The organism is Paenibacillus sp. ATY16 (assembly GCF_003399985.2).
GTDB classification, from domain to species: Bacteria; Bacillota; Bacilli; order Paenibacillales; family Paenibacillaceae; genus Pristimantibacillus; species Pristimantibacillus glycanilyticus.
The window spans coordinates 197191-216533 of record NZ_NMOK02000002.1; the positions used below are offsets into that span (position 1 = coordinate 197191).

General features: G+C 52.0%; 26 protein-coding genes. 23 read left to right on the plus strand and 3 right to left on the minus strand.

The genetic code is table 11. The features are described 5' to 3' along the window. Positions 1-2: 2 nt before the first annotated feature. From CFI03_RS01680 to CFI03_RS01700, 5 genes are all read left to right on the plus strand, one after another. Positions 3-545, plus strand: coding sequence for a YqhR family membrane protein (locus CFI03_RS01680; RefSeq protein ID WP_248756291.1), 543 nt, complete (start codon positions 3-5; stop codon positions 543-545). A gap of 94 nt (positions 546-639) precedes the next feature. Then, positions 640-1086: a type II 3-dehydroquinate dehydratase gene (gene aroQ, locus CFI03_RS01685; protein WP_248756292.1), complete on the plus strand. Its 447-nt coding sequence runs from the start codon at positions 640-642 to the stop codon at positions 1084-1086. Between the two features lie 14 nt (positions 1087-1100). Further along, the gene (locus CFI03_RS01690) at positions 1101-2174 is read left to right on the plus strand and encodes a M24 family metallopeptidase (protein WP_127494390.1); all 1074 of its coding nucleotides are present in this window, start codon (positions 1101-1103) and stop codon (positions 2172-2174) included. A gap of 37 nt (positions 2175-2211) precedes the next feature. Beyond that, positions 2212-2772 carry an elongation factor P gene (efp, locus tag CFI03_RS01695; RefSeq protein ID WP_127494388.1) on the plus strand — a complete coding sequence of 187 codons (561 nt, stop codon included), beginning with the start codon at positions 2212-2214 and terminating at the stop codon, positions 2770-2772. A 148-nt stretch (positions 2773-2920) separates the two neighbouring features. Beyond that, entirely contained in the window at positions 2921-4174 is a 1254-nt protein-coding gene (locus tag CFI03_RS01700; protein ID WP_127494386.1) for an aspartate kinase, read from the plus strand. A gap of 214 nt (positions 4175-4388) precedes the next feature. Here CFI03_RS01700 and CFI03_RS01705 read toward each other — a convergent pair whose 3' ends face one another. From CFI03_RS01705 to comA, 3 genes are all read right to left on the minus strand, one after another. Next, positions 4389-4847, minus strand: a complete 459-nt coding sequence (locus CFI03_RS01705) for a DUF441 domain-containing protein (RefSeq protein WP_127494384.1) — start codon at positions 4845-4847, stop codon at positions 4389-4391. 69 nt (positions 4848-4916) lie between these two features. Continuing rightward, positions 4917-5639, minus strand: coding sequence for a 2-phosphosulfolactate phosphatase (locus CFI03_RS01710; protein ID WP_127494381.1), 723 nt, complete (start codon positions 5637-5639; stop codon positions 4917-4919). Positions 5640-5667: 28 nt separating this feature from the next. Next, the gene (comA, locus tag CFI03_RS01715; RefSeq protein ID WP_248756293.1) at positions 5668-6489 is read right to left on the minus strand and encodes a phosphosulfolactate synthase; all 822 of its coding nucleotides are present in this window, start codon (positions 6487-6489) and stop codon (positions 5668-5670) included. 198 nt (positions 6490-6687) lie between these two features. Between comA and CFI03_RS01720 the strand changes: the two genes are divergently transcribed. The 18 genes from CFI03_RS01720 (at position 6688) to xseB (ending at position 19341) form a co-directional block, all read left to right on the plus strand. Beyond that, the gene (locus CFI03_RS01720) at positions 6688-6954 is read left to right on the plus strand and encodes a YqhV family protein (protein WP_127494377.1); all 267 of its coding nucleotides are present in this window, start codon (positions 6688-6690) and stop codon (positions 6952-6954) included. Positions 6955-7051: 97 nt separating this feature from the next. Further along, entirely contained in the window at positions 7052-8104 is a 1053-nt protein-coding gene (spoIIIAA, locus tag CFI03_RS01725; protein ID WP_248756294.1) for a stage III sporulation protein AA, read from the plus strand. Then, the gene (gene spoIIIAB, locus CFI03_RS01730) at positions 8101-8619 is read left to right on the plus strand and encodes a stage III sporulation protein SpoIIIAB (RefSeq protein ID WP_127494373.1); all 519 of its coding nucleotides are present in this window, start codon (positions 8101-8103) and stop codon (positions 8617-8619) included. Before spoIIIAA ends, spoIIIAB begins: the two co-directional genes overlap by 4 nt. 15 nt (positions 8620-8634) lie before the next feature. Beyond that, on the plus strand, positions 8635-8838 hold the full coding sequence (spoIIIAC, locus tag CFI03_RS01735; protein ID WP_015843896.1) for a stage III sporulation protein AC: 204 nt from the start codon (positions 8635-8637) through the stop codon (positions 8836-8838). A 34-nt stretch (positions 8839-8872) separates the two neighbouring features. Further along, positions 8873-9268, plus strand: a complete 396-nt coding sequence (spoIIIAD, locus tag CFI03_RS01740; RefSeq protein ID WP_015843897.1) for a stage III sporulation protein AD — start codon at positions 8873-8875, stop codon at positions 9266-9268. A gap of 4 nt (positions 9269-9272) precedes the next feature. Further along, positions 9273-10511 carry a stage III sporulation protein AE gene (gene spoIIIAE, locus CFI03_RS01745; protein WP_201003665.1) on the plus strand — a complete coding sequence of 413 codons (1239 nt, stop codon included), beginning with the start codon at positions 9273-9275 and terminating at the stop codon, positions 10509-10511. Positions 10512-10545: 34 nt separating this feature from the next. Further along, positions 10546-11274: a stage III sporulation protein AF gene (gene spoIIIAF / locus CFI03_RS01750; RefSeq protein WP_248756295.1), complete on the plus strand. Its 729-nt coding sequence runs from the start codon at positions 10546-10548 to the stop codon at positions 11272-11274. Between the two features lie 21 nt (positions 11275-11295). Beyond that, positions 11296-11928 (plus strand): stage III sporulation protein AG, encoded by a 633-nt coding sequence (spoIIIAG, locus tag CFI03_RS01755; protein WP_127494367.1) that lies wholly within the window; start codon positions 11296-11298, stop codon positions 11926-11928. 28 nt (positions 11929-11956) lie between these two features. Then, entirely contained in the window at positions 11957-12586 is a 630-nt protein-coding gene (locus CFI03_RS01760; protein ID WP_248756296.1) for a SpoIIIAH-like family protein, read from the plus strand. A 297-nt stretch (positions 12587-12883) separates the two neighbouring features. Continuing rightward, on the plus strand, positions 12884-13381 hold the full coding sequence (gene accB, locus CFI03_RS01765; RefSeq protein WP_248756297.1) for an acetyl-CoA carboxylase biotin carboxyl carrier protein: 498 nt from the start codon (positions 12884-12886) through the stop codon (positions 13379-13381). Positions 13382-13428: 47 nt separating this feature from the next. Further along, positions 13429-14793 carry an acetyl-CoA carboxylase biotin carboxylase subunit gene (gene accC / locus CFI03_RS01770; RefSeq protein WP_248756298.1) on the plus strand — a complete coding sequence of 455 codons (1365 nt, stop codon included), beginning with the start codon at positions 13429-13431 and terminating at the stop codon, positions 14791-14793. 134 nt (positions 14794-14927) lie between these two features. After that, the gene (locus CFI03_RS01775; protein WP_127494359.1) at positions 14928-15335 is read left to right on the plus strand and encodes an Asp23/Gls24 family envelope stress response protein; all 408 of its coding nucleotides are present in this window, start codon (positions 14928-14930) and stop codon (positions 15333-15335) included. A gap of 102 nt (positions 15336-15437) precedes the next feature. Further along, complete coding sequence (amaP, locus tag CFI03_RS01780; protein ID WP_127494357.1) at positions 15438-15995, plus strand: alkaline shock response membrane anchor protein AmaP; 558 nt, start codon at positions 15438-15440, stop codon at positions 15993-15995. A gap of 14 nt (positions 15996-16009) precedes the next feature. Next, entirely contained in the window at positions 16010-16240 is a 231-nt protein-coding gene (locus CFI03_RS01785; RefSeq protein WP_015843906.1) for a DUF2273 domain-containing protein, read from the plus strand. Positions 16241-16361: 121 nt separating this feature from the next. After that, positions 16362-16823: a transcription antitermination factor NusB gene (gene nusB / locus CFI03_RS01790; RefSeq protein WP_127494355.1), complete on the plus strand. Its 462-nt coding sequence runs from the start codon at positions 16362-16364 to the stop codon at positions 16821-16823. 41 nt (positions 16824-16864) lie between these two features. Then, the gene (gene folD / locus CFI03_RS01795; protein ID WP_248756299.1) at positions 16865-17725 is read left to right on the plus strand and encodes a bifunctional methylenetetrahydrofolate dehydrogenase/methenyltetrahydrofolate cyclohydrolase FolD; all 861 of its coding nucleotides are present in this window, start codon (positions 16865-16867) and stop codon (positions 17723-17725) included. A gap of 7 nt (positions 17726-17732) precedes the next feature. Continuing rightward, positions 17733-19106: an exodeoxyribonuclease VII large subunit gene (gene xseA / locus CFI03_RS01800; protein ID WP_248756300.1), complete on the plus strand. Its 1374-nt coding sequence runs from the start codon at positions 17733-17735 to the stop codon at positions 19104-19106. Further along, a complete protein-coding gene (xseB, locus tag CFI03_RS01805) occupies positions 19081-19341 on the plus strand; it encodes an exodeoxyribonuclease VII small subunit (protein ID WP_127494349.1) in 261 nt (86 codons plus the stop codon). The genes xseA and xseB overlap by 26 nt, the downstream gene beginning before the upstream one ends. Positions 19342-19343: the final 2 nt, after the last annotated feature.

Sequence of the window (19343 nt, forward strand, 5' to 3'; positions counted from 1 at the left end):
GCATGGCGGTAACGAACGAAAAAAGCATTAGCGATGGCAAGAAAGGCGAGGATCATCGCAAAACCGAGTACGGTGGTCAGCATCATACGAACCCTTGGCTGTTCAGCAGCATGATCGGTTTTTTTGCGGGATTGATCTGGGGAATCCTCCGCTGGCTCTTTTACGAATTGAAATTTACGACCGAGCTTCCGGGCATGTTGGCCGACCCGTTCTTTAAGTCTACTTATTTAAAGACGGGCTTGGGAATCGTCGTTGGCATTGCAAGCTATATCGTATTTTCCGTTCTGGCTGCTCTGCTGTACAAGGTGCTGTTAGGCCGGCTGAGAGGGCCGTGGCCGGGCGTATTGTACGGTCTTGCATGGTGGGCGGTCATTTTTCTGCTGCTTGGTCCGGTACTCGGCATGTCCCGTCAAATTACGGTTGCAGGTTGGAATACGCTGTTCTCCGAGTTGTGCATTTTCCTCTTATGGGGGCTCTTTATCGGCTATTCCATCGCCTTCGAATTTACCGACGAAGCATCGCGGGAACCGTTAGGCGCGCATTAAGCAGGTTGCGACTTCTCAAGAAGCGGTCATATGTGGTAAAATGGCTAATGATCTTTGGCTAAATGCAAGATTCGGCTGATTGGGAGGTGCGAAATTGCTTAGAATTGTTGTTTTAAACGGGCCTAACTTAAATATGCTTGGCGTACGAGAGCCAGGTGTTTACGGCACGGAAACGCTGGCCCAGATCGAAGCGAAATTGCGCGAGCAAGCATTGCAGCTCGACGTGGATCTGGATTTTTTCCAATCCAATCACGAGGGTGCTCTTATTGACCGGATACATAGCGCATTTGGACAGGCGGATGGTATACTCATTAATCCGGGTGCATTAACGCATTACAGCTACGCGCTGAGAGACGCGTTAAGCACGGTAGCTTTGCCGGTGGTTGAGGTGCATTTGTCCAATATACATAAACGTGAATCCTTCCGTCATGTATCGGTCATTGCGCCGGTTGCGATTGGCCAAATCGCAGGCTTTGGCGGTCAAAGCTATGAGCTTGGACTTGCAGCGCTTGTTGCAAAGCTTCAAAATGGTGCAGCGTGAAAGGGGAGAGTAGCATGACACTCGAAAGAGTTAACCGGCTGAGACAAGTCATGGCCGAACAAAACCTTGAAGCGATCATTATCGGAAGCGAGCATAACCGTCGTTATCTCAGCGGATTTACGGGATCATCCGGAACGGTTGTTATTACCGGGCAGGAGCAGTTCCTGTTTACGGATTTCCGTTATATGACACAGGCACCTCAGCAGGCGCCTTCATTCCAGGTGGTTGAGCATGGATCGAAAGTCATCGGGGATATCCGCGACTTGCTGGCAGGCAAAGGAATCCGAAGCGCGGCATTTGAACAGGATCAGGTCGTGTACAGCCAATATGCGGCTTGGAGCGAGGCTTTAGGCGATATCAAGCTGACGCCGGTATCCGGTCTTGTCGAGAATCTGCGCATGATTAAGGACGACGCGGAACTGCAAATTATGCAGGAAGCGGCCGATCTGGCCGATGCCACGTTCCGCCACGTGCAGAACATTATCAGACCCGGCATGAAAGAAAGCGACATTGCGCTTGAGATGGAGATGTATATGAGGAGCCATGGGGCGACTTCATCCTCCTTCGATACGATTGTAGCGTCCGGCGAACGTTCCGCATTGCCGCATGGCGTGGCTAGCGAGCGGGTTATTGGCAATAATGAGTTTGTAAAGCTTGATTTCGGCGCTTATTACAAAGGATACTGCTCCGACCTCACCCGTACGGTTGTCGTTGGAACTCCTACCGATAAGCATCGCGAAATCTATGATATCGTGCTGGAAGCCCAGCTTCATGCTCTCGAGAACATTCGTCCGGGCATGACCGGCCACGAGGCCGACGCGCTTACCCGCGATATCATTACGAAGTACGGTTATGGCGACAAGTTCGGCCATAGCACAGGCCACGGACTCGGCATGGAAATTCACGAGTATCCGCGCCTTGCAAGAAACAGCGATACGATTTTAACCCCCGGAATGACCGTGACGGTTGAACCCGGCATCTATCTCCCCGGCTTTGGCGGAGTACGGATCGAAGACGATATCGTCATTACGGAATCCGGTATTAAAATATTAACCTCATCCCCGAAACAATTAATTACTCTGGGTTAAGGACTATTAAAGCAGCTATTTCAGGAGGGAATTTGAAGTGACAGTTTCAGTTAACGATTTCAAAACAGGCTTGACCGTCGAAGTGGACGGCGATATTTTCTCGGTTACCGAATTCCAGCACGTAAAACCAGGTAAGGGCGCGGCATTCGTCCGTTCCAAATTGAAAAACCTCCGCAACGGCAACGTTGTCGAGAAAACGTTCCGTGCAGGCGAAACAATCGGCCGCGCAATCATCGAGAACCGCGAAGTGCAATACTTGTACAATTCCGGCGATGAGTACACTTTCATGGATAACGAAACTTACGACCAATTCGGTCTGGATTACAAACAGCTCGAGTGGGAACTGAACTTCCTGAAAGAGAACATGAACGTAAACATCTCCAGCTACCAAGGCGAAATCATCGGTATCCAAATGCCGAACAGCGTTGAGCTGAAAGTTGTTGAGACAGACGCAGCCGTTAAAGGCAATACGGCGCAAGGTGCGACTAAGAATGCTAAAGTCGAAACAGGCCTGAACGTTCAAGTTCCATTGTTCATCAATGAAGGCGACGTACTGCTGATCGATACTCGCGAAGGCAAATACATCTCCCGTGCATAGTATATAGAAGTCAAGCCGCCCGAATCCAACGATTCGGGCGGCTTTTTCTTTTTCGACAAAATCCGTGGGCGGATATACCCAGACAAGCCGGGGATGTGATATACTATTGACTTGTATGTTATATGTCAAGGTTGGGAGTGAATCAGCTTTGTCGTTGATTGTGATGAAGTTTGGCGGAAGCTCGGTAGGAACACCGGAGCGGATGCAGCGTGTTGCGAAGCGGATTGTAGACAGCCAGTTGGCGGGTAACCGCGTCATTGTTGTCGTGTCCGCGATGGGAGATACAACGGATGATTTAATCGATCAGTCGAAGCTGCTTAACCCGAACCCGCCGGCGCGGGAGATGGATATGCTGCTTACGACGGGTGAACAAATATCGGTTGCCTTATTGTCGATGACGATTCATCAGCTGGGCCATCAAGCCGTATCGCTTACAGGCTGGCAGGCTGGCATTCGGACGGAAGCCGTACACAGTAAGGCGAAGATTACGGATATTCGTCCTGATCGTTTGTTCAAGGAATTGGATGCGGGCAATGTCGTTATTGTCGCGGGCTTCCAAGGCATGACGGAAGACGGAGACATTACGACGCTCGGACGCGGCGGTTCGGATACGACAGCCGTAGCGCTTGCCGCAGCGGTTAAAGCGGATGTGTGCGAAATCTACACGGACGTGGACGGCGTTTATTCGACGGACCCGCGCGTCGTGAAAGTCGCGCGCAAATTGAATGAAATTTCGTATGACGAAATGCTGGAGCTTGCGCATCTGGGCGCAGCCGTTCTTCACCCTCGCGCGGTGGAATACGCAAAGCATAACAATGTGAAGCTTGTCGTGCGTTCCAGCTTTACGCAAAACGAAGGTACCAGTGTGAAGGAGGAAGCGGTCATGGAGCAAGGCGTAGTCGTACGCGGCATCGCTTTTGACAAAAATGTAGCAAGAATCAGCATCCTCGGCGTGGAGGATGAGCCAGGCGTACTCGCCAATGTATTCGGTTCGCTGGCAAATAGCGGAATCGACGTAGACGTTATCGTGCAAAGCGGAGTGAAAAGCGGCAAAGCGGACTTTTCCTTCACGGTTTCCGGCGATGACGAAGCTCGTGCGGTTGACGTGATCAACGGCATTCGCGCGGAAGTTCCGTTCAGCGAAGTGACTTCCGAAGCGGGCCTAGTGAAGGTCTCGATCGTTGGCGCGGGCATGGTCAGCAACCCTGGCGTTGCCGCTACGATGTTTAAGGCGATTTCGTCGCTGGGCGTCAGCATCAAGATGGTCAGCACTTCCGAAATCAAAGTATCCTGCATTATCGCAGCCGAACCTCTGCAAGAGGTTGTTCGTTCGCTTCATACGGCTTACGGCCTGGACACGGCTGAGCAGGTATTCGTCGGCGGACCTCAAGACCGCCGCTAATAACCATTAATTCCATACAAAAAAGCCGTGCGCGATTCAAATCCGCACGGCTTTTTTTGGTCCCCACATTTAAACGGTAAACGGAGCATTTCAAATGATTCTGGAGAAGTGGTAACGTTCGCTTTTGTGAGGGGATTCTTACCGCTTGAGAATTGTTCGAAAGAATCCCCGAGCAATGGCGATCGGAAGAACATTTGAATGCGTAGTTCGCCGTTTATCCGCCGCCGATTAGCTTAAACAACTTATACAAAATCGCCGTAATTCCCGCAGCCATCAGAGGGCCAACCGGGATCCCCCGAAGAAAAATAATGCCGAAAATCGAACCGATAACAAGTCCGACGACCATCTGAGGATCAAGCTTAAGCAAATCAAGGCCCTTGGCATTCATATAAGCGGCGACGGCTCCGCCTATTAGGGCGAGCCAGCCCGGCCAAGTATTGAAGGCGGCAATGAGTTCCTTCATCTGCACTTTGCCTGAGGCAAACGGGACAAGGACGCTAAGCGTAAGGAATAATAAACCGAGCTCCAGCCCCCGACGCTCGATCGAAGGCAGGAACCGGCTGAGATGAAGAAGCTTGACGGCCAGAAGTACGCAAGCCGCCGTCGCTATAATTGGCGAACGCCCGATCAGACCAATAATAATCAAACCTACTAATATCAATTCACCAGTCATCGTTCGTACTCCAGTCATGAAGCGGATAAACTGCTTGCTTCATTATATGGACAGACTCTGGCGAATATGTCAGCTGCACGAACAGATCAACGTATCACCGTTAGCCTGAAGCCGGGGAACTCCCGCGAAGGTGTCAACCTCCGAACAAAGATCGATATCTCTCCCCATACCCAGCTTGAGAAGCCGTTTGCCGGTTGCGCCTTTCCGAATCGTTTCTTTTATATCATTGGCGCGTTCTTGATAGAGTGATAGCATGGCGAGTCCGAAGTCATCCATTTCAAGCGGGGCAGAACCCCGTTCTTGCATTCTGGAAAGAAGAAGTCCGGCGCATAAACCATCCTCAATGGCGAATTCATCATGGCTTCCCGCACACAAAATAACAACATCCCGCCGAAGATCAACCGCCGCTTTCGCGCATGCGGAGGCATTCAGCAACGCAGCTACCAATACATAATCCGCCCGGGTAGATTTGTGAATGGCCCGGGTGCCGTTCGTTGTCGTCAAGATGACACGGCGGTCTTTAACCGAATTGAGCAGTAACTCGTCAGGCGAATTTCCGAGATCGAAGCCGGCGATTTTTTTGCAGAAGCGTTCCCCGCATAAAAGATCGCCTTCCTGCTGCGCAGCTCGTGCCTCCATCACGGTCTCCACGGGGACAACGCCGGAAGAACCGGCAGCCAGCGCGGTAATAATGGAGCTAGTAGCCCGTAGCACATCGATAATAATAGCCGTTTTGTGGACGAATTGCGCGGAGCTGGCTTCATTCACGCTTGAAATGACTTGCACCTGCATAGCAATCGCTCTTCCTTTCTGTTGTTGCTTAAATCATGTAATGAGCGGGCTCCTCCCGCATTCCGAACTCGAAGGTGTCGGAACGGAGTCCGCGGCGCATCGCTTCGAGCGCCAAGGCATCGCTAGGCGGAATGTTGCCAAGATGTACGTTCGGACCAAACTGCTGGAGCAAATAAGCCTGCTGCTGCTTCAGCGGAGCTTCCCACATCAAACAGTCCTGGCTAGTCATTTCGGCCAGAATTTGCTCAATCGTCTGCTCGCGGCAGTTGCCCTTTTCATCAAATAAGCCTACATCGATGCCCGATTCCCTGGCTTCTACCGTAATCCAGGCGGCGCCTGCCGCAAGGTCGTAATCGGCTGTAACGGCCAATTGCTCGGGATCAATAAGCGAACCCGCCGTTTTTTTGCCGTATTCGGTAAGAACCAGAAGCCCCCTTTGCTTGCCCTCTTTTATAAGCTCTGTCCGCTGTTTTCTGCTCATTTCTATTGTGCCGTCCGAAACCTCGATCCCGTTAAAGCCAAGCTCGCAGATAGAATCAAAAAACGATCCGGTCAAACGCTGCTGGACTGCTGTTTCCAATAGCGTTCCGCCGGGCATGATGATAAGCCCGTTTTTTCGGGCAAGCTCGATTTTGCGCTGCAGGAACTCCGGTTCGTATAGAACGGCCGTACCGAATCCAAGCTTGATGACATCCATATAAGGACCCGCCACTTGAATGAGATCGGCGAAAGCGTTTAGTCCGATTCCTTTGTCGATTACCATCGTTTTGCCTTTATGTTTTGCAGGGCTGTAATCGCGATATCCGCTTGGATCATGCATCGTGCGGTGCCAGAAGCTTGTTTTTGTCATGGGAGTTGACTCCTAACATTTGTTGATACCCGCATGAGGGCGGGGCATGGAGCAATATATGCAGCAACTGCTGGGCGTGTGCCCGAACCGGAAGCATGAACAGGAGACGAGCCTGCATAGGATGTAGAGATGGAAGTTTGTTTATAGCTGCTTGAATAAGGCCTGATTCGTTAGGAACGGACAAGGAGGTGAACGGTTATGTTGAATAAAATCGTGCTCACCATGGCGTCTCTGCGGATAACCTCGGGGACAATCGAAATTTGCGCGGCGCTGCTCATGCTTCGGTTAAACCAGATCGACAAGGCGCTGGTCGTCAATTCTTCGCTCGCATTAGTAGGACCTTTTATATTAATCGCCACAACCACGATCGGACTCATAGGCATGACAGACAAGCTGTCTTTCGGGAAGCTGGCTTGGGTTACGGCGGGAGTCGTCTGTTTGCTAATAGGAATCTTAAAAAAATAGTAATCTAGCAATCTTCAAGAAGTTGGACATATTTATGAGGGTCAAGCATACAAATAAGAGTACGTACGAAGGACTTTTCATCCGGGAGTGATGACTCATGCTGGACCGTGTCATACATCTGCTTCCGCCGGAGCTTAAGGCGGTGCTGGAAAAGCTGCCCGAATCGGCTATGGAGCATTTAGAGGAAATTCGGATCCGCGAGGGCCGGCCGCTCGAGCTTGGTATCCGGGGGCAATCCCGTTTCGCCGCATCCGACGGAACTCTGCGTGCGGGCAGTGACGGAGCGTACAAGCCAACTGCCGATATTTGCCGTAAGCTTCTGGAGAAAATAACCAATCATTCGCTATACGCAATGGAAGAGGAGTTAAAGAGGGGATTTATTACGGTAGCAGGCGGGCATCGGATCGGGCTTGCCGGCCGGACGATTCTGGACGGCGGCAATGTACGAGGGATACGCGATATCGGCGGATTTAACATCCGGATCGCCCGGGAAGTGGTCGGTTCGGCGCGAAACCTGCTGCCCAAGCTGCTGGACAAGAACCGCAAGACCGTTCATTCGACGTTGATCCTCGCCCCTCCTCAGCAAGGCAAAACGACTATTGTCCGCGACATTGCCCGCTCGATCAGCTACGGACATTGGGGACTGTTCGAGAATGCGGCAGGCTGGTCCGGGCGCAAGGTAGGCATTGTGGATGAACGCTCGGAGATCGCGGCTTGCGTGAGAGGAATTCCGACCTTTGACGTTGGACCGCGGACGGATATTATGGACGCCTGTCCCAAAGCGGAAGGCATGATGATGCTTCTCCGGTCCATGTCTCCTGAAGTGGTTATCGCCGACGAGATCGGCCGGCCAGAGGATGGAGAGGCGATCCGCGAAGCCAGCCATGCCGGAATCAGCGTCATTGCAACCGCTCATGCTTACGATCTTCAGGATGCAAGAGGCAGACCGGTTCTGAAGCAGCTGCTCGAGGACGGTACTTTTACTTACGTCGTTGAACTTAAGCGGACGGGGGAAGGTTTCATGCACAGGGTTGTTGCTGCCGATCTGAAAGACAAGCTGCCTCCCGCCGCCAGGGAACCTACTGCCGCAGCCTCTAAAGGCGAGCAGGGGCGGACATACGCCGGAATGCAAAGGGGAGATGCCCCTTGATCAAGCTGCTGGGCGCTGTACTCATCCTTTTCGCAGGTACGATGATCGGCTTTCAACAGGCTGCCAGGCTTGCTGCGAGACCGCGGCAACTTCGCCAGCTGGCGCATGCCTTGCAAAGGCTCGAGACGGAGATCGGCTATGGCCATACTCCTCTTCCGGAAGCGCTGGAGAGGACCGCGGAAGCTGTTCCGGAACCGCTCGCTGAACTGTTTCGGGATACCGCGGACCGGGTGCAGGGACCTGAGGGGCTTACCTTTCGCGAGAGCTGGGAGCAAGCGATGACAAGCGGATGGGGCTTAACGGCGCTTCGGCAGACGGAGCAATCGGTCATGCTGAGGCTTGGTTCGACCCTTGGCATCAGCGATAAGGAGGATCAGCTGAAGCATATCCACCTGGCGCTGCTCCAGTTGAAGGCGGAGGAAGACACAGCAAGAGAGGATCAATCGCGCTATGAAAAAATGTGGAAAAGCCTAGGTGTATTGATCGCCGTGCTCGTCGTGATATTGATGGTTTAGTGGGGTGCCGCACAAATGAACATGGATGTGAGCGCTATTTTCCAAATTGCGGGTATCGGAATTATCATTGGCATGATTCATACGGTACTGAAGCAGATGGGGAAAGAGGATATGGCGCAATGGGTAACCTTGATCGGCTTTGTCGTTGTACTATTTATGGTCATTCGGCTGCTGAACGATTTGTTTCAAGAAATCAAGACGATCTTCCTGTTCCAGTGAGACGTCTAGAGAAGCCGCAAGTAGGTGAATAGAATTGGAGATTATTCAGATCGTCGGCCTCGGGCTGATCGCCACCATTCTCATCATTGTTGTCCGGGAGCAGAAGCCGTTGTTCGCCTTTCTGCTTGCGGCTTTTACCGGGCTTTTTATCTTCATCTTTCTCATCGGTAAAATCGATTCGGTCATCAAAGTACTTGAGGATCTGGCGAACCGCTCGGGCATACCATCCATTTACTTGAAGACGATTCTGAAAATAATCGGTATCGCCTACATCGTTGAATTTGGCGCACAGATTGTAAGGGATGCCGGTCAGGAAAGCATTGCATCAAGAATTGAGTTCGCCGGCAAGGTGCTTATTCTCGTCATGGCGGTTCCGATAATAAGCGTCATTGTCGAGACTGTAATCGGGCTGCTGCCGGCGGGGAGTTGAACGGATGAACAAACTCTATAAGTATACCGTCCGTTTGATAACGTTCGTATGCATCGCCTGGCTGGTCAGCATGCTTCTGGTATCGCCGGTTACGGCCGCCGGAAACGCGCCGGAAGACGGAACAACGCAGCAGCAAAGCGAAACGACGATGACGGATCAGTTGACGGAAAGCCAGCTGAAAGGCTTGGACACCGGAACAGTCGAGAACTACTGGAACCAGCTGAAGGAACAATACGGCGGTTACTTTCCCGATGAGAAGATGCCGAGCTTCTTCGAAATGCTGAAGCCCGGCGGTGAAGGCCTCAAGCTGTCTACCGTATTCAAGGGATTGCTTGGTTACTTCTTTCATGAAGTTCTTTATAACGGCAAGCTGCTTGTCACAATCGTAATGCTGACGGTATTCAGTATGGTGCTGGAAACGCTGCAGAACGCTTTCGAACGCAATGCCGTCAGCAAGGTGGCTTACTCGATCACCTACATGGTGCTTATCATCATTGCCGTCAACAGCTTTCATGTCGCGATCGGGTATGCCAAGGATGCAATCGGCACCATGATCCAGTTCATGCTTGCCATGATGCCGCTGCTTCTGACCTTGCTCGCTGCAATGGGCAACGTGTTGACGGTCTCGATTTTGCATCCTTTGATCATTTTCATGATCCATACGGTTGGAACCGTCATCTACACCATTGTGTTTCCGCTGCTGTTCTTCTCGGCCGTCCTTCACATCGTTAGCGCCATGTCAGACAAGTTCAAAGTGACCCAGCTGGCGAATCTGCTGCGGAACGTCGGAGTTGGGATCATGGGGGTGCTTGTCACGGTGTTTCTCGGCGTGCTTTCGGTGCAGGGGGCAAAAGGGGCGGTAACCGACGGGATTACGATGAGGACAGCCAAGTTCGTCACCGGCAACTTCGTTCCTGTGGTCGGGCGGATGTTCACGGATGCGGCGGATACGGTGATCTCGGCTTCCCTGCTTGCCAAAAACGCGATCGGCCTTGCCGGCGTTATTATTCTGCTGTTTCTCTGCGCATTCCCGGCTATCAAAATACTGACGCTGGCGCTTATCTACAATGTCTCTGCCGCAGCGATGCAGCCGCTTGGCGATTCTCCCATCGTCGCTTGCCTGCAAACGATAGGCAAAACGATGATCTACGTATTCGCCGCTCTCGCAGCCGTCAGTCTCATGTTCTTTCTGGCCGTTACCATCGTGCTCACGGCGGGCAACGCCGCTCTTATGGTTCGATGATGACATTGCGGCATACCGAAGGGAGCGAGGATTCGTGATTGCTTGGCTCAGCGACTGGCTGAAGAATATTATCGCGGTTATCATGCTGGCGGCATTCGTCGAACTGCTCCTTCCGAACAAAGCGATGCTTCGTTATGCAAGGCTGGTCATAGGGCTTCTCATTTTGCTTACGATCATGTCGCCGATCCTTCGGCTGCTGCAAGGAGATTTTAATGCCAAGCTGAAGGAAGGAATCACTCACTGGGACCAGCTTGAACCGCAGCATGGGGTGAAGATGCCCACTCTGAGCGATATTCAGAAAAAAGCGGATGAGCTTAACAAGCAGCAAAATAATGACGCGGCGGTATTAATGGAGCAGACGCTGGAAGCCGCCATGAAGGATGCGGTAGTTAAGCAAATGAAGCTGGCGGTCGAAGCGGTGGACGTTTCCTTGAACTGGGAAAAGCAGGGGCAGAAATTAACGCCAACGATAGCTTCGGTACTGGTGACTTTGCCGGCGGAGAAAGAAGCGCCTGCCGGAACGGCTGAGCCGAATGAGGAGGACGTCAAAGAGGTTTCCGCCATTTCGGTAGACGTGGACGTGCAGACGGAAACAGGCGAAACGGATAAGCAGCAGGCGGAAGCAGGCAAGTCAGAGGCTGGTGATGGCTGGGTGCAAGTTAACCCTACCGAAAGCAAGGAGATCAGGAGCTTGCTGGCCGAAGGCTGGGGGATCCGTTCAGCGAACGTTCAAGTAAGGCAGCGGGCAGGGAATAGCGATTAAAGGAAAAGGAGAGGAAGCGCAGTGGCCAAATGGCTGAGTGGTCTGGAATCGATGGTGGGCGGCGGTCCGGGTGGTCCGAAGCGGGTTAAGACATTTAGGCTGCTTCTCGTTATCGGTTGTATTGGAGCGGCCCTCATGCTGCTGAACTCCTTTCTCAAATTCGACAAGGTCGATACCTTGACCCAAGGGCCGAACCCGCCTCCCCAGGATACGGCCGCATCGTCTAATTCGATATCGACGGACTCGTCGCCGTTTGCGGCAATCGAAGGGCCGCTGGAGAACCGGCTGAAGGAGATTTTGGAGAAAATCGTTGGCGTCGGCTCGGTGGACGTTCTGGTGACGATCGATTCCACGGAAGAAATTGAAGTTGCCAGAACGGATCAGGAGTCGCAGTCCATAACGGATGAGACCGACCGCAATGGAGGCAAGCGGCATATTACGGCGATCAACAAGGATGGCCAGGTCGTTATTGCTGAAGTAGCGGGCGATCAGAAGCCGATCGTGACGAAGACGATTAATCCGAGCATTCGCGGTGTGCTGATCGTCGCCAAAGGCGCCGAGAACCAGACCGTGAGACGCCTTATCATAGACGCGGTGGAGAAGGGCGTAAACGTCCCGGCCAACCGCATTTCCGTAGCGCCAAGCAAGCAATGATAATAAACCAATATTAGGAGGGTGTTCTATGAACACGAAAAGACAAACAATTTGGCTCGTATCGATGCTTAGTTTGATGGTTGTATTGTCCGCGTATTACCTGTTTACGCAAGATACTAAATCGCCAGACTTGCTCTCTGACGGCACGCAGCAGGAGCAGAAGGCGGGAGCAACGGAAGCGTCGTCAGGCAATAACAGCCAGATTGTCGTGGATCAAGTGGATCCTGCCGGCAACGCGTCCGCATCGAAAGACAGCGGCATCTCGGATGCCGACAAGCAGGTGCTTGACCAGATTGACGCGCAAGGCGGGGTAGACAGCAGCGTATTTGCCCAAGTTGAAGAGAAGCGCAGCGAGCTGAACAGCACGCAGCAGGATAAATTATTGGGCGATATGACAAATCTGCAGGATCCGAAAGAAGCGCAAGCAGCTGCTACGCAGCTCGACCAACTGGAAGAGAAAAACTCCAAATTGACAAGCATCGAGAACGAGTTAATGAAGACTTTCCAACAGGCAATCGTCAATGAAGAAGGCAACGGCTACAAGGTTCTGGTAGAAAGCGACAAGCTCGACAAGAGCCAAGCGGCAAACATTATCGATCTCGTTATGAAAACATTGGGCGTAGACGCAGACCAAGTTTCCGTGCAATTTATCAAATAAGGAAAGTAGAGGCCGGCAGGGTTTCATGCCCTGGCCGGCCTCTTTTTATTTACTTTTTCGCCGCCGATTCTTCAACTCGAAACGCATCGTTGCTTCTGTGCGGAAGGATGGCGCATCCGTTGGCGGCTGGCCTCGTTAAAAAATTGATTCGTGTTCTGCCGCGTTTATGATATAATGTTAGACGTTATGTAAAGGATAACTAGGATTATCCATCGAAACTGAATAATGCTATTTCCATCTGAGAAAACGCATACGAAGCAGAAGGCTTCGGAAACTTTTAAGGAGTGAAAACTATTCATGTTCAAATTGAGCGAGATTAAGGAATTGATCAAACTGGTTGATCAGACTTCCGTTCATGAGCTGGAGATCGAAAACGAAGGAGCACGCTTATTCATTCGCAAGCCTGGCAAAACCGAAGTGGTGAATGTACAAGCTGCAGCCCCAATTACGCATACATATACGCAGGCGCCTGTACTTGCACCGCAGCCGGTTCAAGAAGCTCCCGCGGCAGCGGTACAAACCAGCACGCCTGCAGCACGTTCCAACACGGACAACCTGCATCAGATTGTATCGCCGATGGTCGGCACGTTTTACAGCTCCCCGTCTCCGGACGCTGCGGCATTCGTTAAAGAAGGCGACCGCGTAAACGAGAAGAGCGTTGTATGCATCCTTGAAGCAATGAAGCTGATGAACGAGCTCGAAGCGGAAGTTCGCGGCGAAATCGTTGAGATTCTGGTGTCGAACGGTCAACTGGTTGAATACGGTCAGCCGCTCTTCCTTGTTAAACCGGAATAATACAAGCTCCGAATTTGGAGAAATTGTTGCCTGAGAGGAGTACAAACGTGAAATTCCAAAAAGTATTAATCGCTAACCGCGGAGAAATCGCGGTACGCATCATTCGTGCCTGCCGCGAACTCGGTATTTCCACAGTTGCCGTTTATTCCGAAGCAGACCGCGACTCCCTGCATGTACGTCTTGCAGACGAAGCGTACTGCATCGGACCAACCCCATCCAAGGACAGCTATCTGAACCTGACCAACCTGATGAGCGTTGCTACGCTTACGGGCTGCGATGCCGTGCATCCGGGCTATGGATTCCTGGCGGAGAATGCGGATTTCGCAGAAATCTGCGAATCCTGCAACATTACGTTTATCGGTCCTTCCCCTGAAGCCATCAGCAAGATGGGCGACAAGGCGGTAGCCAAGCAAACCATGAAGGAAGCCGACGTACCGGTTATTCCGGGCTCTGACGGTCTGATTGAAAATATGGATGAAGCTGTCCGCGTTGCGCGCGACATCGGTTATCCGGTTATCATCAAAGCGACAGCCGGCGGCGGCGGTAAAGGGATTCGTATTGCAGAAGACGAGGAATCGCTTGTTCAGCAAATTACGACAGCCCAGCAGGAAGCCCAGAAGGCGTTCGGCAATGCCGGCGTTTACCTGGAGAAGTACCTGACGGGCATGAAGCACGTCGAAATTCAAATTATGGCCGACAAGCACGGCAATGCCGTACATCTGTTCGAGCGCGACTGCTCCGTGCAGCGCCGCCGCCAGAAGCTTGTTGAAGAAGCTCCTTGTCCGGTTCTGACGCCGGCCATGCGCGAGCGGATGGGACGCGCTGCCGTGCGTGCGGCGCTTGCCGTGCAATATGCGGGAGCGGGGACGCTCGAATTCCTGCTTGGTCCAGACGGCAACTTCTACTTTATGGAGATGAACACCCGTATTCAGGTTGAACATCCGGTAACCGAGATGATTACAAATGTCGACCTGATCAAAGAGATGATCTCCGTAGCGGAAGGCAACCCGCTGTCGTTCAAGCAAGAAGATCTCCAGATCAACGGCTGGGCGATCGAATGCCGCATTAACGCCGAAGATTCGGAACGCAACTTTATGCCGTCTCCTGGTCCGATTCCGTTCTACCTGCCGCCGGGCGGCACGGGCGTACGGGTGGACAGCGCGGTATATCCGGGCTACACGATCTCCCCGCATTACGATTCGATGATCGCGAAGCTGATCGTTTGGGGCAGAACTAGGGAAGAAGCGATCGCGCGGATGAAGCGCGCTCTTGCCGAGTTCGCGATCGACGGAATCAAGACGACGATTCCGTTCCACCAGAAGCTCTTGAATCACCCGGTCTTTGTGAAGGGTAATTTCGATATTAAATTCCTCGAGGAATATGACGTTAACCAGCCGGAATTAGCCGAATAGTACAATCTGTTCCTGGTTTGTCATATTTCACGTCGAATGCTATAGTATAGAAATAAGATGCGAAGGCAACACTCCGGTATTTACCTCGCGGTAAATACCCGGAGCGCGCAACTTTAAGGAGGTGTACAACCATCATGAGTACGATTGCTGCAGATTATGAGAGAACGGACATTGGCACGATTCAAATTGCCCCTGAAGTCATTGAAGTTATCGCGGGACTAGCTGCTGTCGAAGTGAAGGGCGTAGCGGGTATGAGCGGAGGTTTTGCAGGCGGTATCGCCGAGCTGCTTGGCCGCAAAAATTTATCCAAGGGTGTAAAAGTTGAAGTTGGCCAGCGGGAAGCCGCGGTCGACGTGTCGATTATCGTGGAGTACGGCAACCGGATTCCGGAGATCGCCTCGGAGATTCAACAGAATGTCAAACGCTCCATCGAAATGATGACGGGATTGAACGTTATTGAAGTGAACGTACATATTCACGATGTCCATTTCAAGACGGAGAGCAAGCCGGAAGAAGAAGATTCGAATTTCCGCGTGAAATAACATATACACGCAAATGAATTGAATTCATATAACCCCCTCGTGATGGTTATGCCGCTTCGCGCCAGGGGGTTTTCATTCGCTCAAATGCGAGGAGGCGTTACGTTGATCCGAATTATAGACAAGCTGTTCTTGTTTATTTACAGTATAGTCATCGGCGTTATATCCGTCTTTATTGCCTGTATCGGTTTTGAGTGGATACGGGAAGACGATTTGAATAATATGGTCAGCGAGCTTTACGGTACGGACTCATTCCTGATAACAACCATAGTAGTTGGTCTGGTTCTGCTCGTACTCAGCTTGCGCTTCTTTATTGTATCGCTGAAACGTTCTTCCTCTTCGGCGCCGTCGATCGACCAGCGTACCGACTTTGGCGATATTCGTATCTCGATTGAGACGATTGAGAATCTGGCTCTTAAGGCTGCCGGGAAGCAGCGCGGCGTAAAGGATCTGAAAGCGCGGATTCAGGCATCCGATTCGGGTCTCAACATTATTTTGCGCGCGGTGGTAGACGGGGAAAACTCCATTCCTAGCCTTACGGAGGAAATCCAGAAGGCCGTAAAGGATCATGTGGAGGAAATCGCCGGCATTCCGGTGACGAACGTAGCCGTCTATATCGCTAACGTCATTCAATCCGCACCGAATAAAAGTCGCGTCGAGTAAAGGGGAGAATGCCGATGTGGAGGGAGTACTGGGCAGTCTATGGGAAACGGACGGTCGGCGCTGCCGCAGGTCTGTTTTTTGGATTCGTGTACTTGTTTGCCGGTTTTTGGGACATGCTGTTTTTCATACTGCTCGTCTCGGTAGGTTATTGGATTGGTAAACAAAAGGACTTGCAGAACGGTTCTATCCTGCCCTGGCAGAGGCTTTGGTCATGGCTCATGGAAAGGTATCGGCCGTTTAGATAATCCTGTGGTCTCCTCCGTACGCCGGAAGATGGATTGCCGCCAGTTCCGGGCAGGGAGGAGATCATAGGTTTTTTTATAAAAATAAGAGTAAATCGGCAGAGAAGCTGCCGAGGAGGAATTCATGAAACGTAGATTAGCACGCGAGATTGCAGTATCAAGCTTGTATCAATTGGAAATGAACGAAGTAACCCCCATGGAAGCCGTGGACATGCTTATGGAGGAAGCTCGTTCCGAGAACGAGATCGAAGCGGAATTCGTAGAGAATGATCAGACGGACCAATATGTCCGTGAGCTGGTTAACGGCGTTGCAGATAACAAAGCCGCGATCGACGAGATGCTGCAGCATTATTTGACGGGCTGGCAGGTTGATCGCTTGTCTCGCGTAGACCGTCAAATTTTGCGTCTTGCCTGCTTTGAGATTGCTTACCGCAACGATGTTCCGCCTAAAGCCGCAATCAACGAAGCGATCGAACTGGCCAAGCATTTCGGCACGGAGGAATCCGGCAAATTCGTAAACGGCGTGCTGGGCAAGCTGCTTAAAGAACGCGAAGGCGAGACGGCAAATTCGGAATCGACTAATTAGATAAGCGGCCTGTCGGCCGTCTACATAGGGGAGAGATGATGATGAGCGCACAAATTATTGCAGGGAAAAAGATTTCGGAAATGATCCGGGAAGAAATTCAGAAGGAAACGGCTGATCTGAGAGAAAAAGGCGTCGTACCCGGTCTTGCGGTTGTTCTCGTAGGGGAGGACCCGGCTTCGAAGGTCTATGTGGGCTCGAAAGAGAAAGCCTGCCAGCAGCTTGGCTTCCATTCCGAGGTTCACCGCTTGGAAGAGTCCGCTTCGGAAGAGCAATTGCTTGCGCTTATTGATCAATTGAATAACGATGACAAGATCAACGGTATTCTCGTACAGCTTCCACTGCCTAAACACATCAACGAAAAAGCGGTTATTGACGCCATTCGCGTGGAGAAGGACGTTGACGGCTTCCATCCTGAAAGCGTCGGCAATCTGGTTATCGGCGATGACAGCCTTCTGCCGTGCACGCCTGCCGGCTGCATTGAGCTGATCAAACGGAGCGGCGTGGATATTTCGGGTAAACACGCTGTCGTGATCGGCCGCAGCAACATTGTGGGGAAACCGGTTGCCATGCTGCTTCTTCGCGAGAACGCAACCGTTACGATCTGTCATTCCCGTACAGCCAACATGGAGGAAATCGCTAAACAAGCTGACATCCTCGTTGTAGCCATCGGCAAAGCGAAAGCCATTGACAGCAAATACGTGAAGCCTGGTGCGGTCGTGATCGACGTAGGCATTAATCGCCTGCCTGACGGCAAGCTTTGCGGGGACGTAGACTATGATGACTGTCTGGAAACGGCAGGCTTTATTACTCCGGTGCCGGGCGGCGTTGGTCCTATGACGATTACCATGCTTATGAACAACACGATTACTGCTGCGAAGCGAGCACACAAAATCGGGGAGTGATTGCGCTATGGCAGATCAACCTCGCATTTATTCGATAAAAGATATTAACCGGTACATCCGGATGAAGCTCGAGTCGGATGCCTTGCTCGGGGATGTATGGCTGAGAGGCGAAATCTCCAATTTTACTCACCACTCCAGCGGCCATATGTATTTTACGCTCAAGGATAAGGACAGCCGGCTAAAATGCATCATGTTTGCTTCGCATAATCAGCGGCTGCCGTTTATCCCGCGTGAAGGCTCTAAAGTCATGGCGCGCGGTAATGTATCGGTCTACGAGCGCGACGGAAACTATCAGTTTTATGTGACGGCTATGCAGCCGGACGGAATTGGCAGCTTGTATCTAGCTTATGAACAGCTGAAATCAAAGCTGGAGACGGAAGGGTTGTTTGCCGAATCGTGCAAACGGCCCATTCCGCGTTTTCCCCGGGCTATAGGGGTAATCACTTCTCCTACCGGCGCGGCGGTCCGGGATATTATCATTACGCTGCAGCGCAGGCATCCTTCCGTTCCTATTTATGTGTATCCGGTGCTGGTCCAAGGGACGCAGGCGGCACCTTCCATTGTAAAAGCGATTGAATCGATGAACCGTTTTGGCGAAGTCGACGTATTAATTGTAGGCAGGGGCGGAGGTTCTTTGGAAGAACTTTGGGCATTTAACGAAGAACCTGTCGCAAGAAGCATTGCCGCATCGCAAATTCCCGTCATTAGCGCGGTTGGGCACGAGACGGATTTTACGATAGCGGATTTTGTCGCCGATCTTCGGGCGGCAACGCCAACCGCGGCCGCGGAGCTTGCGGTGCCGCATGTAGCGGAGCTGCAGCAGCAGCTGGCAAGGCAACGGCAACGGTTAGAGCAATCGCTCCGTATGATGGTTCAAGGCCGTAAGGAGCAGCTGCAGCGCGTTAGAAGGTCACCGTTTTTCGTGCATCCGCGCAAATATTTGCTGGATCAGGCACAGCGGCTGGACCGTTTGCAGGAACGACTGCAGCATCGGACTTTACGATTAACCGAACGCGGGAAAGCAAAGCTTGAAAGACTTCAAAGCCAATTAGCCGGACATCATCCGGGAGAGCAGGCTGCTTTTGCGGCTAAGCGTCTGCAAGGTGATATGAAACGACTTGAGCAGGCGATGGTATCCTCTCTAAAAGAGCGGCGTTTACAGCTCCATAGCGCAATTAGGCAGCTGGATGCGCTTAGTCCTCTCAAGGTAATGGCCAGAGGCTACAGCCTGGTCTACGACGAACAGGAAAAGCGACTGATTAAATCCATTGCAGATGTTCAGCCGGGTGATCTTGTAAGGGTGAAGGTAGCGGACGGACAGCTAGACTGTCATGTCTGGTCAATGAAAGGAGAAGATGGCGTTGAAAGCAGCGGAGAATAGTGAGCTTAGTTTTGAGGAAGCAATGGAACAGCTGGAGAAAATCGTCGAACGGCTTGAAAACGGCGATGTACCGCTCGAAACGGCAATCGATCTGTTCCAGGAAGGCATGAAGCTGTCGCAGCTGTGCGGCGGCAAGCTGGAGCAGGTTGAGCGCAAGATTGAAGTGCTGATTGAAACAGAGCAAGGTTTTCAGAAGAAGGCATTCGCTCCAATGAACGAGGAAAAAGGGGAATAACG